This is a genomic window from Mycolicibacterium tokaiense, from assembly GCF_010725885.1.
Lineage (GTDB): Bacteria > Actinomycetota > Actinomycetes > Mycobacteriales > Mycobacteriaceae > Mycobacterium > Mycobacterium tokaiense.
Genome location: NZ_AP022600.1, coordinates 6056454 through 6072659 on the forward strand (window position 1 = coordinate 6056454; position 16206 = coordinate 6072659).

The 16206-nt window shown below is 67.8% G+C and carries 16 protein-coding genes and 1 tRNA gene; 9 read left to right on the plus strand and 8 right to left on the minus strand.

The window, feature by feature from the left end; all coding sequences use genetic code 11:
* Window positions 1-22 precede the first annotated feature (22 nt).
* From G6N58_RS30605 to G6N58_RS29185, 3 genes are all read right to left on the minus strand, one after another.
* Window positions 23-343: a hypothetical protein gene (locus G6N58_RS30605; RefSeq protein ID WP_174904656.1), complete on the minus strand. Its 321-nt coding sequence runs from the start codon at window positions 341-343 to the stop codon at window positions 23-25.
* Between the two features lie 152 nt (window positions 344-495).
* The gene (locus G6N58_RS29180; RefSeq protein WP_115280439.1) at window positions 496-1551 is read right to left on the minus strand and encodes an esterase-like activity of phytase family protein; all 1056 of its coding nucleotides are present in this window, start codon (window positions 1549-1551) and stop codon (window positions 496-498) included.
* Window positions 1552-1581: 30 nt separating this feature from the next.
* Window positions 1582-2295 (minus strand): VIT1/CCC1 transporter family protein, encoded by a 714-nt coding sequence (locus G6N58_RS29185; RefSeq protein ID WP_115280438.1) that lies wholly within the window; start codon window positions 2293-2295, stop codon window positions 1582-1584.
* Window positions 2296-2371: 76 nt separating this feature from the next.
* Here G6N58_RS29185 and G6N58_RS29190 point away from each other — a divergent pair, with 76 nt between their 5' ends.
* The 5 genes from G6N58_RS29190 to G6N58_RS29210 all read left to right on the plus strand — a co-directional run bounded on the left by G6N58_RS29190 (window position 2372) and on the right by G6N58_RS29210 (window position 6329).
* Window positions 2372-4309: an acyl-CoA dehydrogenase family protein gene (locus tag G6N58_RS29190; RefSeq protein WP_115280437.1), complete on the plus strand. Its 1938-nt coding sequence runs from the start codon at window positions 2372-2374 to the stop codon at window positions 4307-4309.
* A gap of 95 nt (window positions 4310-4404) precedes the next feature.
* Window positions 4405-5067: a hypothetical protein gene (locus G6N58_RS29195; RefSeq protein ID WP_115281963.1), complete on the plus strand. Its 663-nt coding sequence runs from the start codon at window positions 4405-4407 to the stop codon at window positions 5065-5067.
* Window positions 5064-5633: a cytochrome c oxidase subunit 3 gene (locus G6N58_RS29200; RefSeq protein ID WP_115280436.1), complete on the plus strand. Its 570-nt coding sequence runs from the start codon at window positions 5064-5066 to the stop codon at window positions 5631-5633. The genes G6N58_RS29195 and G6N58_RS29200 overlap by 4 nt, the downstream gene beginning before the upstream one ends.
* On the plus strand, window positions 5633-5902 hold the full coding sequence (locus G6N58_RS29205) for a cytochrome C oxidase subunit IV family protein (RefSeq protein ID WP_115280435.1): 270 nt from the start codon (window positions 5633-5635) through the stop codon (window positions 5900-5902). Before G6N58_RS29200 ends, G6N58_RS29205 begins: the two co-directional genes overlap by 1 nt.
* 115 nt (window positions 5903-6017) lie before the next feature.
* Entirely contained in the window at window positions 6018-6329 is a 312-nt protein-coding gene (locus tag G6N58_RS29210) for a hypothetical protein (protein WP_115280434.1), read from the plus strand.
* Window positions 6330-6339: 10 nt separating this feature from the next.
* On the opposite strand, the gene G6N58_RS29215 is transcribed toward G6N58_RS29210, so the two are convergent.
* Window positions 6340-6412: transfer RNA gene (locus G6N58_RS29215), tRNA-Asn, on the minus strand.
* A gap of 309 nt (window positions 6413-6721) precedes the next feature.
* Here G6N58_RS29215 and G6N58_RS29220 point away from each other — a divergent pair.
* Window positions 6722-6958: a hypothetical protein gene (locus tag G6N58_RS29220; RefSeq protein WP_115280433.1), complete on the plus strand. Its 237-nt coding sequence runs from the start codon at window positions 6722-6724 to the stop codon at window positions 6956-6958.
* 1 nt (window position 6959) lies between these two features.
* On the opposite strand, the gene G6N58_RS29225 is transcribed toward G6N58_RS29220, so the two are convergent.
* From G6N58_RS29225 to G6N58_RS29235, 3 genes are all read right to left on the minus strand, one after another.
* Window positions 6960-7289, minus strand: a complete 330-nt coding sequence (locus G6N58_RS29225; RefSeq protein ID WP_115280432.1) for a DUF7155 family protein — start codon at window positions 7287-7289, stop codon at window positions 6960-6962.
* 66 nt (window positions 7290-7355) lie between these two features.
* Window positions 7356-9248 carry a DNA primase gene (dnaG, locus tag G6N58_RS29230; protein WP_115280431.1) on the minus strand — a complete coding sequence of 631 codons (1893 nt, stop codon included), beginning with the start codon at window positions 9246-9248 and terminating at the stop codon, window positions 7356-7358.
* Between the two features lie 4 nt (window positions 9249-9252).
* On the minus strand, window positions 9253-10515 hold the full coding sequence (locus G6N58_RS29235; RefSeq protein ID WP_115281962.1) for a deoxyguanosinetriphosphate triphosphohydrolase: 1263 nt from the start codon (window positions 10513-10515) through the stop codon (window positions 9253-9255).
* 70 nt (window positions 10516-10585) lie between these two features.
* Here G6N58_RS29235 and G6N58_RS29240 point away from each other — a divergent pair, with 70 nt between their 5' ends.
* From G6N58_RS29240 to G6N58_RS29250, 3 genes are all read left to right on the plus strand, one after another.
* On the plus strand, window positions 10586-12616 hold the full coding sequence (locus G6N58_RS29240) for a TPM domain-containing protein (RefSeq protein WP_115280430.1): 2031 nt from the start codon (window positions 10586-10588) through the stop codon (window positions 12614-12616).
* A 190-nt stretch (window positions 12617-12806) separates the two neighbouring features.
* Entirely contained in the window at window positions 12807-13181 is a 375-nt protein-coding gene (locus G6N58_RS29245; protein WP_115280429.1) for an ArsR/SmtB family transcription factor, read from the plus strand.
* Window positions 13178-14827: a SulP family inorganic anion transporter gene (locus G6N58_RS29250; RefSeq protein ID WP_115280428.1), complete on the plus strand. Its 1650-nt coding sequence runs from the start codon at window positions 13178-13180 to the stop codon at window positions 14825-14827. Before G6N58_RS29245 ends, G6N58_RS29250 begins: the two co-directional genes overlap by 4 nt.
* Here G6N58_RS29250 and G6N58_RS29255 read toward each other — a convergent pair.
* Window positions 14814-16199, minus strand: coding sequence for a glycine--tRNA ligase (locus G6N58_RS29255; RefSeq protein ID WP_115280427.1), 1386 nt, complete (start codon window positions 16197-16199; stop codon window positions 14814-14816). The two genes, G6N58_RS29250 and G6N58_RS29255, sit on opposite strands and share 14 nt — an antisense overlap.
* Between the last annotated feature and the right edge of the window lie 7 nt (window positions 16200-16206).

The following is a 16206-nucleotide window of genomic DNA, read 5'->3' on the forward strand; positions in this document are numbered from 1 at the left end:
GTGCCGCCTTTCGGTCTGCCGGCTAGCGAACGTTGACGTACACCGTCTGGACCTGTTCGAAGCCGTAGTTACGGTCGTGATCGGTGTAGTTGTCCCGCAACCGCAGCCCCGAGACCGGGTGCAGGAAGCTGGGGCCCTGACCGACGGAGACCACGCTGGCCTCGTTGAGCGGGGTATCGCCCAGCCGGTTGACGATCACGTGGTAACCCTGCGCCTCGAGCGAGGAGATGGTGTCCTGGGCGTTGCCGGGACCGCTGGGGGCAGCCAGCGCAGGTGCCGCCAGACCCACAGTCGCCGCGGTGAGCGCGGTTCCGAAAACGGTGGCGGCGGTGAACTTCTTCATGACGATCGCTTCTCTCGTGTGCCGGTGAATCGTGGCTCTCGATGAGTCGCGGTTCGGATCGGATGTCTGCCGATCTGTTCTCTATAACCGGGCGGCGACGCCGATGATTTCCCTTGGCGGCTATTGAGCGCGCATTGGCAGGAACCGAACAGCTACAGCGCGAACAGCAGGAATTGTGTGGTCTGACTGTCGCTGAAGTTGTCGTCGGCCACCAGGACCACCGACGCGCGGCCGCTTGGCAGCACCGGTCCCAGCGTCAGGCCCTCGACGTTGTCCGGCTCCACCCCGGGAATGGCCGCCAGGTCGGCCAGCAGTGTTTTGGTCATGGCGCGCACCGGCTCCCCCTGCAGGCTGGGCCGGTGCAACACGTCGTCGGCGCCGTCCACCACCGCGCGGTAGATGCGTACCTTTACATGCGTGCCGTAGCCACGCTCGAGCACCAGAAAGGTCCCGTCGTCCAGCGCCACCAGGTCACTGAGTCCGTTGTCGCCGCCGGGACCGGCGGTCACCGGGTCCAGTGGATAGGCGAATTGTGCAGTGGCCAAGCCTGTTTGGGCGTCGTAGCGGGTGACCCGGGTGAGCGCGCCGGCGTTCTCGTCCGGCAGCGGACCGTCGGCGTAGACCGGGCCCTCCATGGCCGCGAACACTGCGCTGCCGTCCGGGGTCAGCGTCAGGCCCTCCAGCGCCTTGTTCTCCCGCGGGCCCTGCTCATCGGGGGACACCCGCAGGCCGGGGAGCAGTTCGAACTCGCCCAGGGGTGCCCCGTCGAAGCCGGCGATCCGCACCCGGGGATGCAGCAGCAACCCGCCCTCGACGTCGCGGGCTCCCTCACTGGACCAGTACAGCCGCTGGCGGCCGGGGTCCACCGCAATGCCCTCGGGATCAGGCGGTGCGTCGGCGGCCAGGCCACCGAACGGGGTGGTGCCGACAAACTGCACATCGTCGATACCGTTGTCGGACAGCGCTATCCGCGCGGTGTAGAAGCGGGCCGGATTGTGCTCCGAGCGGTCGTCGCTGACGATGTAGTACAGCTGATCGACGGGGTTGTAGCTGATTCCCGACAGCCCGCCCACAAGGGTGTCGGCGTAGGTGGTGTCGGCGGGAAACTCGACCTTGCCCAGGTAGGTCAGCCCGGTTTGCTCGGCGTGGGCCACCGGCGCACCCGACACCGCGGCGACCGCGACGATCGACAGGATTCGGCGAAGCATGCCGGCAAACCTAGGCCCAGCGGGTGAACACTAAGCGACGGCCACGCCGATGAGATGTCCCACGACATACGTTGCCGCGATGGCCAGGCCGCCGAACGCCAGTTGGCGCAGGCTCGCCCAGTGCCACGGTTTACCCGTGAAGCGGGACGCCAGCGCCCCCACCACCATCAGACCCACACCGCCGGCCCCCACCCCCGCCCACAGCGACTCGATTCCGAGCAAGAACGGGATCAGCGGGACGATGGCCCCGATGGCGAACATGACGAACGACGACCCGGCCGCCACCCATGGCGACGGCTTCTCGGTGGGGTCGACACCGAGCTCCTGGACCAGGTGGAAGTTGGTGGCCCGGGCCTCGTCGCGGTGCAATTCCTCGGTGGCCTGGGTGGCGGTGGGCTCGGTCAAACCCATCTGCATCAGCATCTGCACCAGCTCCGCCTTCTCCCCCTGCGGATTGGCGCGGATGGCGCGGCGTTCGACGACCACCTCGGATTCGATCTGTTCATTGGCGGTGGTGACCGAGGTGTATTCGCCCAGCGCCATCGAGAAGGCCCCGGCGAGCAGCCCGGCCACACCGGCCAGAACCACGGTGTCGGCGCTGGCACCCGCGCCGACACCGGCAATCAACGCCGTGTTGGACACCAGCCCGTCCATGGCCCCGAACGTCGCGGCCCGCAGCCACCCCCCGCTGACGTCGGAGTGCTTGTGGTCGTAATCGTGCGGCAGCGGTGTCTGCTCGGTCATGACGTCATCTAACGCCTTTTCCCTCGGTTTGCGACATCACAGTTTGTGCACAGCGGTTGCGGGTTACCGTTCAGTAATGACGACCACTGCCGAGCATCTCCGCAACACCCTCGACGGCCGCTGGCGTGACTGCAAGAACGACATGCGCAGGGAACTGTCCGGCGAGATCTTCAAGCCGCACTACACCCCCAACACGGTGATCGCCCGCACCAAGGTCGCCGAGCAGATGCGCATCATGGCTGCGCACGGCGCCGCCGAGGACGGTTTCAGTAAAGAGTCCGGCGGAAACGGCGACGTCGGCGCCGCCGTCACCCGGATCGAGATGCTGGCCATGAGCGATCTGTCGCTGATGGTGAAGGCCGGCGTGCAGTGGGGGCTGTTCGGCGGGGCCATCGAGAACCTGGGCACCGAACGCCACCATCAGGCCTACGTGCGCAAGCTGATCGACCTCGATGTCCTCGGGTGCTTCGCGATGACCGAGACCGGGCACGGCAGCGACGTGCAGTCCATCGAGACCACCGCCAGCTACGACCCGGGCACCGAGGAGTTCGTGATCAACTCCCCCACCCCGTCGTCGCGCAAGGACTACATCGGCGGGGCCGCCGAAACCGCGCGGGTGGCAGCCGTCTTCGCACAGTTGATCACCGGCGGCACCAACCACGGGGTGCACTGTTTCGTGGTGCCCATCCGCGATGACGCCGGCAACGACCTGCCGGGCGTCACCACCTCCGACTGCCACTACAAGGGCGGCCTGCCCGGTGTGGACAACGGCCGCATCATGTTCGATCACGTCCGCGTCCCACGAGAGAACCTGCTCAACAAGTACGCCGACGTCGCCGCCGACGGAACCTACTCGTCGTTGATCGAGAACCCGAATCGGCGCTTTTTCACCATGCTGGGGACCTTGATCCGCGGCCGCGTCACCGTGGGCGGCAGTGCGGGCGCCGCGGCCCGGGTGGCTCTCGACATCGCCACCCGGTATGCCTTGCAGCGCAAGCAGTTCAGCGCACCGGGCGGCGACGACGAAGTGCTGATCATGGATTACCTGGTGCACCAGCGCCGGCTGTTCCCGCTGATCGCCAAGTCCTACGCCCTGCAGTTCGCCCAGAACGAGCTGGTGGCCAAGTGTCACGAACTGCAGACCGCCGACAATCCCGACGCCGAGGAGCAGCGCGAACTGGAGTCGCGGGCCGCGGGGCTCAAGGCCGCCAATACCTGGCATGCCACCTCCGCCATCCAGGAGGCGCGCGAAGCCTGCGGCGGCGCAGGCTATCTGGCCGACAATCGACTGATCGCCCTGAAGGCCGACACCGACGTGTTCACCACCTTCGAAGGTGACAACCATGTGCTGACCCAGCTGGTCGCCAAGGAGTTGCTGACGGCCTACGCCGACGACATCAAGACCATGAGCCCGGTGGAGTGGGTGCGTTTCGCGGCCAACTTCGCCGGCGAGCGGGTGCTCAAGCGCACCGCCGCCGAGACGATCATGCAGACCATCCTCGACACCCGCCAGGACAACGAAGAAGAGGGCAGCCTCTTCAACCGCGGCACCCAGGTGGCCATGTTCGAAGACCGCGAGCAGTACATGCTGGCGTCGGTGGCGCGCCGGCTGCAGGGCAAGGCCAAGGAGATGTCGGCGTTCGACGCGTTCAACTCCGTGCAGGACCACGTGTTGCACGTCGCGCAGGCCCACATCGATCGGATCATCCTGGAGGCGTTCGTCGCCGGCATCGACACGTGCGCTGACAAGCAGGCCCGCGAGGTGCTGAACCTGGTGTGCGATCTGTACGCCCTGTCGGTCATCGAGGCGGACAAGGCGTGGTTCGTCGAGCACCGCTTCCTGTCCACCGAGCGCGCCAAGGCCGTCACCCGGGCCATCAATGACCGCTGCCGCAAACTGCGTCCCCATGCCGAGCTCCTGGTCGAGGGTTTCGGCATTCCCGAACCGCTGCGCTACGCCGAGATGCTGCACCCGGAGGTCCCGCCATCCGAACCCGGCGTCATCCCCCAATAGTTTTGGCAAAATTGCCATAACGCGCTGCGCAGCGCAGTAGCGTCACCGGCGTGGAGCTGAGGTTGCAGCGCGTCGGCGCCTGGTGCGGAACCGTGATGCTGGTGCTCTATGGCACCTGCTTCTCCGGGGTGGCCGGCATGTTCCCACCACTGTCGCCGGTGGCCTCGGCCGACGACATCGCCGCGTTCTACGCCAACAACAAGATCTTGGTGCGCCTCGGCGTGGCCGGGTGCATGCTGACCGCGGTGATCGCCTTGCCGTTCCTGGCCACCGTGGTGCTGCGCATCCGCCGCATCGAGGGCCAGTGGGGCATGCTGTCGATGACGCAGTTGTTCGCGGCCACGATTTTTGTTCCCGCACTTCTGTTTCCGTTCCTGATCATGGCCGCCGCGGCGTTCCGGCCGGAGACCAGGCCCGCCGAGATCACGCTGGCGCTCAACGACGTGTTCTGGCTGATGTTCATCGGCATCGTCGGCACCATCGTGGTGCAGAACATCACGCTGGCCGTCGCGTCCTTTGTGGACGGCAGTGACTTCCCGCGCTGGTACGGCTACTTCAACCTGTGGGTGGCCCTGTTGTCGCTGCCCGGGTGCGTGGTGGTGGTCTTCAACGACGGGCCGCTGGCCTGGCACGGTGTGTTCGCCTTCTACATTCCGGGTCTGGCGCTGACGCTGTGGGTCTTCACCACCACCTACGTCCTGCTACGCGCGATCTCGGCGCAGCAACGCAGCGAGCAGTCGCTGGCTGCCGTCGCGTGACCTCGGTTGCGACCCGCCGGGTGCCAGGCGAGCAGGGCACCTGGGTGTTCCTGTTCGGCGACATGCTGGTGTTCGCGGTGTTCTTCGGGACGTTCCTGGTCGAAAGAGCCGCGGCGCCGGACGCTTTCGACGCCGGCCGCCAGACCCTGCACCTCGAGGTCGGGCTGATCAACACGCTGGTGCTGCTGACCAGCTCGCTGTGCGTGGTGGTGTACCTGGGCGCTCTGCGTGCGCAGGATGGTGCGACGGCGGCCAGGGCGGCCGGGACTGCCGTGGGGTGCGGGGCGCTGTTCGTGGCGCTGAAGATCTACGAGTACACCTCCCTGACCGCAGCCGGGCACGGTCCCGGCGCGGGCGACTTCTACCTCTACTACTTCATCCTCACCGGGCTGCACCTGTTCCACGTCTGCGTGGGCATCGCGGTGCTGGCAGCGTTGCGCAGCCAGGCACGGCGCACGGACCTCAGCAGCACACGGATGGCAATGATCGAAGGCGGCGCCTGCTTCTGGCACCTGGTGGATCTGCTGTGGATCGTGCTGTTCCCGCTGCTGTATCTGGTCAGCTGATGCTGCGCTACGTACGCAACCGCGCGGGGGTCAGCTGGCTCATCCTGGTGGTCGCCACAGTGGCCTCCTGGCTGGTGGGCGCCGACCACGGCACCGGCTCCCTGGTGGCGGTGGTGGTGCTCGGAATCGCCGCGGTCAAGGTCCGTTTGGTGGGGTTGGATTTCATGGAGCTCCGGCAGGCGCCGATGCCGCTGCGGGTGGGCTTCCAGCTGTACTGCGTCGCGCTGTGGGCCGGGCTCTCGGGATTGTTCGTATTCTTGCCTGGCTGATTTTGCCTTCAATATCTGTTGACGACTTCATCACTGGTCACAGCACTCACAGTGCTTGTGAATAAGTTGCTGAAAACACTCTCGCCAGCTCTAGTTGAGGTTTACAGTCCTGCTCATGTGGGGGACAACGATCCTGGCAGGTGTGTCCACCGTTCTGGCGGCGTCGGTGATGGTTGCCGCACCGGCCGCAGCAGAGCCCGACCCGCTGGTGCCGCAGCCACCGTCGTGGTGCCCGGGCAACCCGCCCGGCGCCATCTCGGCGTCAGGGTACGGCGGCTACTGCGAAGGCAGAGATTTCCCGGACGGGACGCGGCTGAATGCCTACGCCATCGGGATGTTCTGGCAGCCGATGCGATGCATTGTCCCGAACGGGACGATGACCCCGCCGCTCGCGCCTCCGGGCGGCTGCGGCGGGATCTTCGGCTAGAAAAGAAAAGCTCCCCCGGATGGACTCGAACCATCAACCGTCCGATTAACAGTCGGAAGCTCTGCCAATTGAGCTACAGGGGATTACGCGAGAGATGACTCTAGCGTACGAGGCTTGTCGACCGATAATCGCCAGCTCAGACCCCCTTCTTGGCCACACGTGTGCGGTTTACTCCGCGACACGCCGTACAGCCGCAGCAGGGCACACATGTGTGCCGCGCCGCCGTCGACGTGTGTGCGGTTTACTGCGCGACACGCCGCAGCGCCGCAGTAGGACACACATGTGTGCGCAAGAGAGGGCGGGGAGACGAGCGGGGGCGTACGAGACGGTGAGCATGCCCACCGGCGGATGAGGCAGGATGGTTGGAACGTCAACATCTGGGAGGCCACGCAGTGATCCGCATTGTCGTCGTACTGGGAGTCGGCTACGTGCTGGGCGCCAAGGCCGGCCGTCGTCGCTACGAACAGATCGCCGGCACCTACAAGGCGGTCACGGGCCACCCCGCGGCCAAGGCGGCGCTGGACGCCGGGCGCCGCAAGATCGCCCAGCAGGTGTCACCTGATCCGGGCATGGTCAAGCTCACCGAGATCGACAACACGACCTCGGTGATCGGACCCGAGAAGTACTAGCTCAGCCGAGCGGGACGTTGACCGACGTGCCGGGCAGCAGCGGCGAGGTGTAGAAACCGCCGTTGCCGATCCCGACGCCGGGCGTGCCCACCCCGATGCCACCCATGGCCGGCCCGGGGCTGGTGGGCCCGACGCCGGTGCCGTTGAGGGTGGGACCCTGGCTGCCCAGCGAATTGCCGATGCATTCACCGGTGCCGCGGGCACCCAACCACGCCAGGCACTCAGCCTGCGTGCTGACGGGTTCAGGGGTGCTCAGCGCAGCGCAGAGGGGCGCTGCCACAGCAGCAGCAGCAAATGCGCCGACGGCCACCATGCGTCGCGTGGATCCCATCAGTCTGCCTTTCACTCGAAAACTGCGGCCCCCCGGCCTATCGAGAGCCTACTTCTTTACAGCCTCTCACGCAGTCAGGTCGTCCCCACTGGCCTGCTGCAGCAGGCTGCGCCGGTAGGCCTCCATCGCCACCAGGTCCCCGAACAGCGCGTGGTACTCGTCGCCCTGCTCCACCGGCGACATCCGCTGCAGCTTGGACTTGACCTCGGCGATCTGGCGGCCCACCCACACCTCCTGCAGCCGGGCCAGCACGCTGGAGATGTAGCGCGGCAACTTCTCCTCGTCGGTGGCGGCCACCGCTTCGACGCTGAGCTCGGTGATCAGCGCAGCCACCGCCGGTGCGGCGGCGTGCTGGCGCACCAGGTCGATCCACTGCGCCCCGCCGCCGCTGCTCGCGGTACCCCCGGCGGCCTCGATGGCGGTGCGCACCGCGGCGTAACCGGGATGGGTGAAGCTCTCGACGGTCAGCGCGTCAAACACCGGCCCGGCCAGCGCCGCGTACTGCAGCGCCATCTTCAGCGCTTCCCGCTGCGGCCACAGCGTAGGGTCCCGCGGATTGGGCCGGGTGGCCTCGGGGGCCTTGCGCGCCGGGGCGGCCCGCTTTGAGTCACTCTGCGCCCGTGGATCTTTGGCATGCTCACGGACCCGGCGAATCACCTGGGCCACGTCGTCCCAACCGACCCAGCCGGCCAGCTGGCGGGCATATTCGTCACGCAGGGTGGGGTCTTTGATCTTGGCCACCATCGGCACGCACCGCCGCAGCGCCGCCACCCGCCCCTCGGCGGTGTCGAGATCCGATTCCGCCAGCGCCGTGCGAATCGCGAACTCGAACAACGGCGTTCGCCGTGCCACCAGATCGCGCAGCGCGGTGTCTCCGTGCTTGAGTCGCAGATCGCACGGGTCCATCCCGTCGGCGGCAACGGCGACGAACGACTGCCCGGCGAGGTTCTGCTCGCCTTCGAACGCTTTCAGGGCGGCGGCGCGACCGGCCGCGTCACCGTCGAACACGTAGATCAACTCGCCGCGGAAGAACTTGTCGTCCATCATGAGTCGCCGCAGCATCGAGAGGTGCTCGTCGCCGAAAGCGGTGCCGCACGAGGCCACCGCGGTGGTGACGCCGGCCAGGTGCATCGCCATGACGTCGGTGTAGCCCTCGACGACGACGGCCTGGTGCCCGCGGGCGATGTCGCGTTTGGCCTGGTCGATTCCGAACAGCACGTTGGACTTCTTGTACAGCGTGGTTTCCGGGGTGTTGACGTACTTGGCCTGGTTCTGGTCGTCGTCGAACAACCGGCGGGCGCCGAACCCGATGACCTCGCCCGACGACCCGCGGATGGGCCACAGCAGCCGGCGGTGGAACCGGTCCATCGGGCCGCGCTTGCCTTCGCGGGACAGCCCCGCCGCTTCCAGCTCCTTGAACTCGAAACCCAAGCGCCGCAGGTGCTTTGTGAGCGTGTCCCAACCGGACGGCGCGTACCCGCAGCCGAACAACCGGGCCGCGGCGGCGTCGAAGTTGCGCTCGGTGAGGTACTGGCGGGCGGTGGCGGCCTCCGGGCTCTCCAGCTGCTGGGCGTAGAACTCGGCGGCCGCGGCATTGGCGGCGATCAGTCGGCTGCGGCTGCCGCGGTCGCGCTGAACGTTGGTGGTGGAGGCCCCGGTGTAGGTGATGGTGTAGTTGATCTTGTCGGCCAGCAGCTCGACGGCCTCGACGAAGCTGACGTGCTCGATCTTCTGCAGGAAGGCGTAGACGTCGCCGCCTTCGCCACAGCCGAAGCAATGGAAGTGGCCGTGGTTGGGCCGCACGTGAAACGACGGAGACTTCTCGTCGTGGAACGGGCACAACCCCTTCAGAGAGTCGGCCCCGGCGCGGCGCAACTGCACATAGTCGCCGACGATGTCCTCGATGCGGGTCTTCTCACGGATGGCCGCGATATCGCGATCAGAAATCCGCCCGGCCATGCGATCAGTCTAGGGGCCGCGGCGAGCGTGCCTCGTGCACTCGCTCCAACCGGGACTCGGTGTAGGACGCGATCTGGTCGATCACCACCCGCAGCCGGGCGCCGTCGTCGGCGGCGGCGATGAATTCGGGCGCGAACTGCGGATCCAGGCTGCCGGGAGCCTGCGCCCACAACGCCAGCGCCACCTCGTGGATACGGTTGCGCTGATCGGCCTGGATGCCCAGATGGCGGTGGTCGGACATGATGAACTGCAGCGCCAGGATCTTGAGCACCGCCACCTCGGCACGCACCAGCGCCGGCACGTGCAGATCTGCCCGGAACCGTCCCAGCGGGCCGCCGCCGGCCACGGCCCTGGTCTCGGTGATGGCGGCGTTGGCGAACCGACCCACCAGCTCGCTGGTCAGCCGTTTGAGTGCCACCGACGCGGCCAGGGTGCCGTCGTACTTGCCGACTGCGGCCACCACTGGCAGCTCCGAGAGCCGCTGAGCGGCTTCGAGCAGGTCGTCGGCCTGGTAGGCCTCGCCCCCCAGCCGCGCCAGCGATGCCGCCGCGTCGGCGTCGGCCAGTACCCGCAGATCGATCCGGCCGGAGATCACCCCGTCCTCGACGTCGTGCACGGAGTAGGCCACGTCGTCGGCCCAGTCCATCACCTGGGCCTCCAGGCAGGCCCGGTCGGCGGGCGCACCGCTGCGCACCCAGTGCGCACCCGCGGCGTCGTCGTCGTAGAAGCCGAACTTCTTGCGGTCCCCGCGGAACCACGGATACTTGGCCACCGCGTCCAGGGCGGCGCGGGTGAGATTCAGCCCTGCCGAACGACCCTGGGCATCAAGGACTTTGGGTTCCAACCTGGTGAGGATGCGGAAATTCTGGGCATTGCCTTCGAATCCGCCGAAGATCTTGGCGATCTCGTCGAGCGCGCGCTCCCCGTTGTGGCCGTACGGCGGATGGCCGATGTCGTGCGCCAGACCGGCCAGATCCACCAGGTCCGGGTCACAGCCCAGGCCGATGGCCATGCCGCGGCCGATCTGGGCCACCTCCAGCGAGTGCGTGAGCCGGGTCCGGGGTGTCTCGCTCTCCCGTGGGCCGACCACCTGGGTCTTGTCGGCGAGACGGCGGAAGGCCACGCAGTGCAGCACCCGGGCCCGGTCGCGGGCGAAGTCGCCGCGGTGCTCGGTATTGGTTCCCGGCATGGCGGCACTCTTGGGCGCCTCGGGCACCTGCCGCTCACGATCGAACGCACTGTAGTGGTCCTGCTCTGACGTACTCACCAGGGCACAGTCTGCCAGGACACCGGCGCGGTCGCGGACAGCCACTCACAGTCCCACTAGATTGGCGGGCATGCGCATCGTCCGCCTGCTGAGCCTGGTCCTGGTGGCCGTGACCGCGGGATTCCTGACCGCACCGGCGACGGCCGCCGAGCCGCCGCTGCGGGTGCCTGCCCAGATCACCGACACCGCCGGAGCACTGACCGATTCCGAGGTCGAGGACGTTCAGGCCGCCCTGGACACGCTCTACGACGACAAGCGGGTGCAGTTGTTCGTGGTGTTCGTGGAGACCTTCGACGGGCAGAGCGGCCAGACGTGGGCCGACAACACCTGGCGGCTCAGCGGATTCGGCGATGATGACGCCCTGCTGGCGGTGGCGACGCTGGACCGCGAGTTCTCCTTCGCCGTCGACGGCAGCACCCAGAGCCGGGCCGCCGCCGTCCAGCGCGACCTGATCGAACCCGCGCTGCGCGAGAGCGACTGGGCACAGGCCGCCATCGGCGCGGCCGAGGGGCTGGGGGCCGACGCTGCGCCGTCCTCGCCCGGTGGCGGCACCGGGGTGTCGTGGGTGGGCTTCCTGGTGGTCTTCGGTGTGATCGTGGCGCTGGGGCTCGCGCTGTGGGTCTGGGGGCGCCGACGCAGGAGCAAGCGCCGGCAGGCCGAGTTCGCCGCCGCCCAGCGGGTGGACCCCACCGATCCGAATGCCCTGGCGTCGGTGCCCATCCAGGCACTCGACGAACTGTCCAAAGCCATCGTGGTGGACGTCGACAACGCGGTACGCACCAGCGAGGGCGAATTGGCCCTGGCCGTGGAGGAATTCGGCCCAACGGACACCGCGCCGTTCCGCACGGCGCTGGAGAACGCCAAAAAGACCCTGGCGCAAGCCTTCAACGTCCGGCAGACCCTCGACGACGCCATCCCCGAGTCGCCGCTGCAACGCCGGGAGCTGTTGACCCGGGTGGTGGTCGCGGCGGCGAGGGCGGATCGCGAACTCGAGACCCAGAGCGACGCGTTCGAGAAGCTGCGCGATCTGGTGATCAACGCCACCGACCGACTGGACACCCTCACCCAGCAGATGGTGGCGCTGACCGCGCGCCTGGAACCGGCGGCGGCGACGCTGACGCGGCTGGGCCAGCAATACTCGACCACCGCGCTGGCCTCCGTGGCGGGCAACGTCGACCAGGCGCGCCAGCGTCTGGGCTTCGCCGATCAGCACATCAGCAGCGCCCGGGCGTTGGTCGCCCGGCCCGCCGGAGACCAGGCCGGGCTGATCGACGACATCCACGGTGCCGAGGCCGCGCTGGCGCAGGCGCAGACGCTGCTGGACGGCATCGACACCGCAGGCAGTGACATCAACCGGGCGATCTCCGGGCTGCCCGCCGCCCTGGCCGACATCCAGTCCGGCATCGAGGCGGCCAACGAGCTGCTCGGCGGCGAGGCGGTACCCCGGGCCGCCGAGCTGACCGCTGCCCGCGACGCCGCGACGGCGGCGGTGGCCGCCGCGAACACCGACGGCGCCGCAGATCCGCTGGGCGTCTTCACCGCGGTCACCAAGGCCGACGCGGACCTGGATGCCATCCTGGCGGCGGTGCAGCAGCAACAGCAGGAGGCCGAGCACCAGGCCCGGCTGCTGGAGCAGTCGCTGTTCACCGCGCGCTCGCGGGTCAAGGCCGTCTCCGAGTTCATCGACACCCGCCGCGGCAGTGTGGGTCCCGACGCCAGGACGCGGCTCTCCGAGGCCGGCCGCCAGCTCGAGGCCGCCGAGGCCAAGCAGCGCACCGCGCCCGCCGAGGCCATCGCGCACGCCAACGGCGCGGCAGTCCTTGCCGCCCAGGCGCAGTCGCTGGCCAACAACGACGTGCAGAACGCGCAGTCGCATTACACCGGGCAGTACGGCAACAACAGCGGTGACCTGGGCGCGGTGATCGGCGGCATCCTGATCGGGAGCGTGCTCAACGGCGGGTTCTCCGGCGGCTGGGGAACCCAGCGCGGCGGCAGCTGGGGCAGTGGGTTCGGCGGCGGCCGCAGTGTGGGCCGGCCGTCGTCGTTCGGCGGCTCGTCGCGGTCCTCGAGCCGCCGCTACTCCGGCGGCGGGCGGTTCTAACCCCATGCGTGGACGGTGCTCGGGTTTACCAGCACCGGTCAGCTCTTCGAGAGCGTGAGCCAGGAGTGCGCCTGGCGTGGAGGCACTCCTCCTATCGTCGGTCTCGCCCCGTCGGGGCCCCGCCCGCGGAGACGGTATTGCTATTCTGTGGATTGATAAATCGTTCAATTCATAGATTGCGTAGGTCATCGTGCCCCAACGTCGGCCCGCCGCGGCGGAGCAGCCGCTGTACGAAGTCAAAGCCAATCTGTTCAAGGCACTGGCCCACCCGTCCCGGATCCGGGTGTTGGAGATCCTTGCGGCGCGGGGTGGCCCCACCTCGGTGAGCGACCTTCTCGACGAGATCGGTATCGAGCCGACTCTGCTGTCACAACATCTGGCCGTGCTCAAACGACACCATGTGGTCAGCGCCGATCGGGTCGGCAACGCAGTGTTCTACGAACTCGCGCACCCGAAGATCCCCGAGCTCCTCGTGATCGCGCGCACCTTCCTGGCCGACACCCTCGGTGCGCAGCGGGCTCAGCTGGAGACTCTGCGAACCCTTCCCCCGCTGCCACACGCGTGAGGTCCGCCCGAGCCCTGCTACCCGAGGTCGCCGACTATCGCGACCTGCCCCGATCCTGGCGACGTGACATCGTTGCCGGAATCACGGTTGCGGTGGTGGCGCTACCACTCGCGCTGGCGTTCGGGATCAGTTCCGGAGTGGGCGCTGCGGCGGGGCTGATCACGGCGGTGACAGCGGGTTTGGTGGCTGCGGTGTTCGGCGGCTCGCACGTGCAGGTCTCCGGCCCCACCGGAGCGATGGCCGTGGTGCTGGCACCCATCGTCGCGGAGCACGGGCTGGGCAGCATCGCGGTGGTGACCATCATGGCCGGGCTCCTGGTCCTCATCGCGGGCATCACAGGGCTGGGCCGCGCGGTGACGTTCATCCCCTGGCCGGTGATCGAAGGTTTCACCCTGGGAATCGCCGCCATCATCTTCCTGCAGCAGGTGCCCGCCGCACTCGGCGCCGTTGCGCCCAGCGGCCAGCGCACCCTCGCCGCCGCGTGGCAGGTGGTGGCTCAGACGAATTGGCAGTCGGCGGGACGCACCCTGGCGATCGTGGGCCTGGTGGCGTTGCTGATGCTGGCACTGCCCCGTGTGCACCGGGGCATCCCGGAATCATTGACCGCGGTCGTGGTGGCGACGGTGTTGGTGTCGGTGGTCGGGATCTCCGTCGCCTCCATCGGGGAGCTGCCCTCCCATCTGCCGGCGCCTTCGATCCCGACCGCCGACCTGGGCACCTTGCGGTCGCTGACCGGCGCCGCCCTCGCCATAGCCGCTCTGGCGGCCATCGAGTCTCTGTTGTCGGCACGCGTGGCGGCAACCATGTCCGACTCGGGCCCGTATGACCCGGACCGCGAGCTGGTGGGCCAGGGTTTGGCGTCGGTGACCTCCGGCGTGTTCGGCGGGATCCCGGCCACCGGCGCCATCGCCCGCACTGCGGTCAACGTCCGGGCCGGGGCGCGAACCCGGGTGTCGGCGATCGTGCACTCCGTGGTGCTGTTGGCCGTGGTCTATCTGGCCACCGGCCCGGTGGCGGCGATCCCCCTGGCGGCGTTGGCCGGTGTTCTGATGGTCACCTCGTTCCGGATGATCTCAGCGGCAACGGTACGAAAGATCCTGCGCTCCACCAGGTCCGACGCCCTGACCTTCATCGTCACGGCGGCGGTGACGGTCTGTTTCGACCTGATCGAGGCCGTGCAGATCGGCGTGCTGATCGCGGCGTTCTTCGCGCTGCGGAACGTGGCCCGCCGCGCGGTCGTGGTCCGCGAGCAGCTGCCCGGCCATTCCCAACCCGGCGATCAGCATGTCGCCGTACTCCGGCTGGACGGAGCCATGTTCTTTGGTGCCGCAGAACGCATTTCGGCAGCGATCACCGAGTCCGGCGACAGCGAGACCACGGTGGTCATCATCCGCATGTCGCAGCTGGGGATGCTCGACGCCACCGGCGCCCACACCCTGGTGCGCATCACCGAGGAGCTGGAGAAACGCGGTATCACCGTGATCATCAAGGGCGTCCGACCCGAACACCTGACGCTGCTGTCCAATGTAGGACTCTTCGAGACCCTGCGGCACGAAAATCACCTGATGGACTCACTCGACGAGGCCATCGCGCATGCGCGCAGCCACGTCAGGGCACTGCCCGCAGGACCGGTCAGCAGCCCTTGAGCCGCACCGCCAGGTAGTTCGACACCCCGGAGATGGCCACCCGCTCCTGGGTCATGGCGTCGCGCTCACGGATGGTGACGGCGTGGTCCTCGAGTGAGTCGAAGTCCAGCGTCACGCAGAACGGGGTGCCGATCTCGTCCTGGCGGCGGTAGCGACGGCCGATGGCGCCGGCGTCGTCGAACTCGATGTTCCAGGACTGGCGCAGCTCGGCGGCCAGGTCGCGGGCCTTGGGCGACAGGTCGGCGTGCCGCGACAGCGGCAGCACCGCGGCCTTGACCGGCGCCAGCCGCGGGTCCAGCTTGAGCACGGTGCGCTTGTCCACGCCGCCCTTGGCGTTGGGGGCCTCGTCCTCGTGGTAGGAGTCCACCAGGAACGCCATCAGCGACCGGGTGAGACCCGCCGCGGGCTCGATGACATACGGCACGAAGCGGGTGTCATTGGCCTGGTCGTAGAACGACAGGTCCACGCCGGAATGCTCTGAGTGCGTGGACAAGTCGAAGTTGGTGCGGTTGGCGATGCCCTCCAGCTCACCCCACGGGTTGCCGGCGAAACCGAACTTGTACTCGATGTCGGTGGTGCCGTCGCTGTAGTGCGACAGCTTCTCCTTCGGGTGTTCGTAGAGCCGCAGGTTGTCGGGGTTGATGCCGAGGTCGACGTACCACTGCAGGCGCGTCTCGATCCAGTACTTGTGCCACTCCCCCGCGGTGGACGGCTCGACGAAGAACTCCATCTCCATCTGCTCGAACTCGCGGGTGCGGAAGATGAAGTTGCCCGGGGTGATCTCGTTGCGGAAGCTCTTGCCGATCTGGCCGATGCCGAACGGCGGCTTCTTGCGTGAGGTGGTGACCACGTTGGCGAAGTTGACGAAGATGCCCTGGGCGGTCTCGGGCCGCAGGTAGTGCAGGCCCTCTTCGGACTCGATGGGACCCAGGTAGGTCTTGAGCATCATGTTGAAGTCGCGGGGCTCGGTCCATTGGCCCTTGGTGCCACAGTCCGGGCAGACGATCTCGGACATGGGCACCGCATCCGGGTCGTCCAGACCCTTCTTCAGCGCGTACGCCTCCTGCATGTGGTCCTGACGGTGCCGCTTGTGGCAGTTGAGGCATTCCACCAGCGGATCGTTGAAAACGGCGACGTGGCCGGAGGCCACCCACACCTGGCGCGGCAGGATGATCGCGCTGTCGAGGCCCACGACGTCATCGCGGCTGGTGACCACCGAGCGCCACCACTGCTTCTTGATGTTCTCCTTGAGCTCGACGCCCAGCGGACCGTAATCCCAGGCGGACTTGGTGCCGCCGTAGATCTCGCCGGACTGGTAGACCAGTCCGCGACGCTTGGCCAGGTTGGCGATGGTGTCGATGACGGACGCCACGATGCTC

Excerpts from the sequence above, each read along its gene's own strand:
- G6N58_RS30605 (WP_174904656.1), bottom strand. The coding sequence starts at position 343 with ATGAAGAAGTTCACCGCCGCCACCGTTTTCGGAACCGCGCTCACCGCG.
- G6N58_RS29180 (WP_115280439.1), bottom strand. The coding sequence starts at position 1,551 with ATGCTTCGCCGAATCCTGTCGATCGTCGCGGTCGCCGCGGTGTCGGGT.
- G6N58_RS29185 (WP_115280438.1), bottom strand. The coding sequence starts at position 2,295 with ATGACCGAGCAGACACCGCTGCCGCACGATTACGACCACAAGCACTCC.
- G6N58_RS29190 (WP_115280437.1), top strand. The coding sequence starts at position 2,372 with ATGACGACCACTGCCGAGCATCTCCGCAACACCCTCGACGGCCGCTGG.
- G6N58_RS29195 (WP_115281963.1), top strand. The coding sequence starts at position 4,405 with ATGCTGGTGCTCTATGGCACCTGCTTCTCCGGGGTGGCCGGCATGTTC.
- G6N58_RS29205 (WP_115280435.1), top strand. The coding sequence starts at position 5,633 with ATGCTGCGCTACGTACGCAACCGCGCGGGGGTCAGCTGGCTCATCCTG.
- G6N58_RS29210 (WP_115280434.1), top strand. The coding sequence starts at position 6,018 with ATGTGGGGGACAACGATCCTGGCAGGTGTGTCCACCGTTCTGGCGGCG.
- G6N58_RS29225 (WP_115280432.1), bottom strand. The coding sequence starts at position 7,289 with ATGGGATCCACGCGACGCATGGTGGCCGTCGGCGCATTTGCTGCTGCT.
- dnaG (WP_115280431.1), bottom strand. The coding sequence starts at position 9,248 with ATGGCCGGGCGGATTTCTGATCGCGATATCGCGGCCATCCGTGAGAAG.
- G6N58_RS29240 (WP_115280430.1), top strand. The coding sequence starts at position 10,586 with ATGCGCATCGTCCGCCTGCTGAGCCTGGTCCTGGTGGCCGTGACCGCG.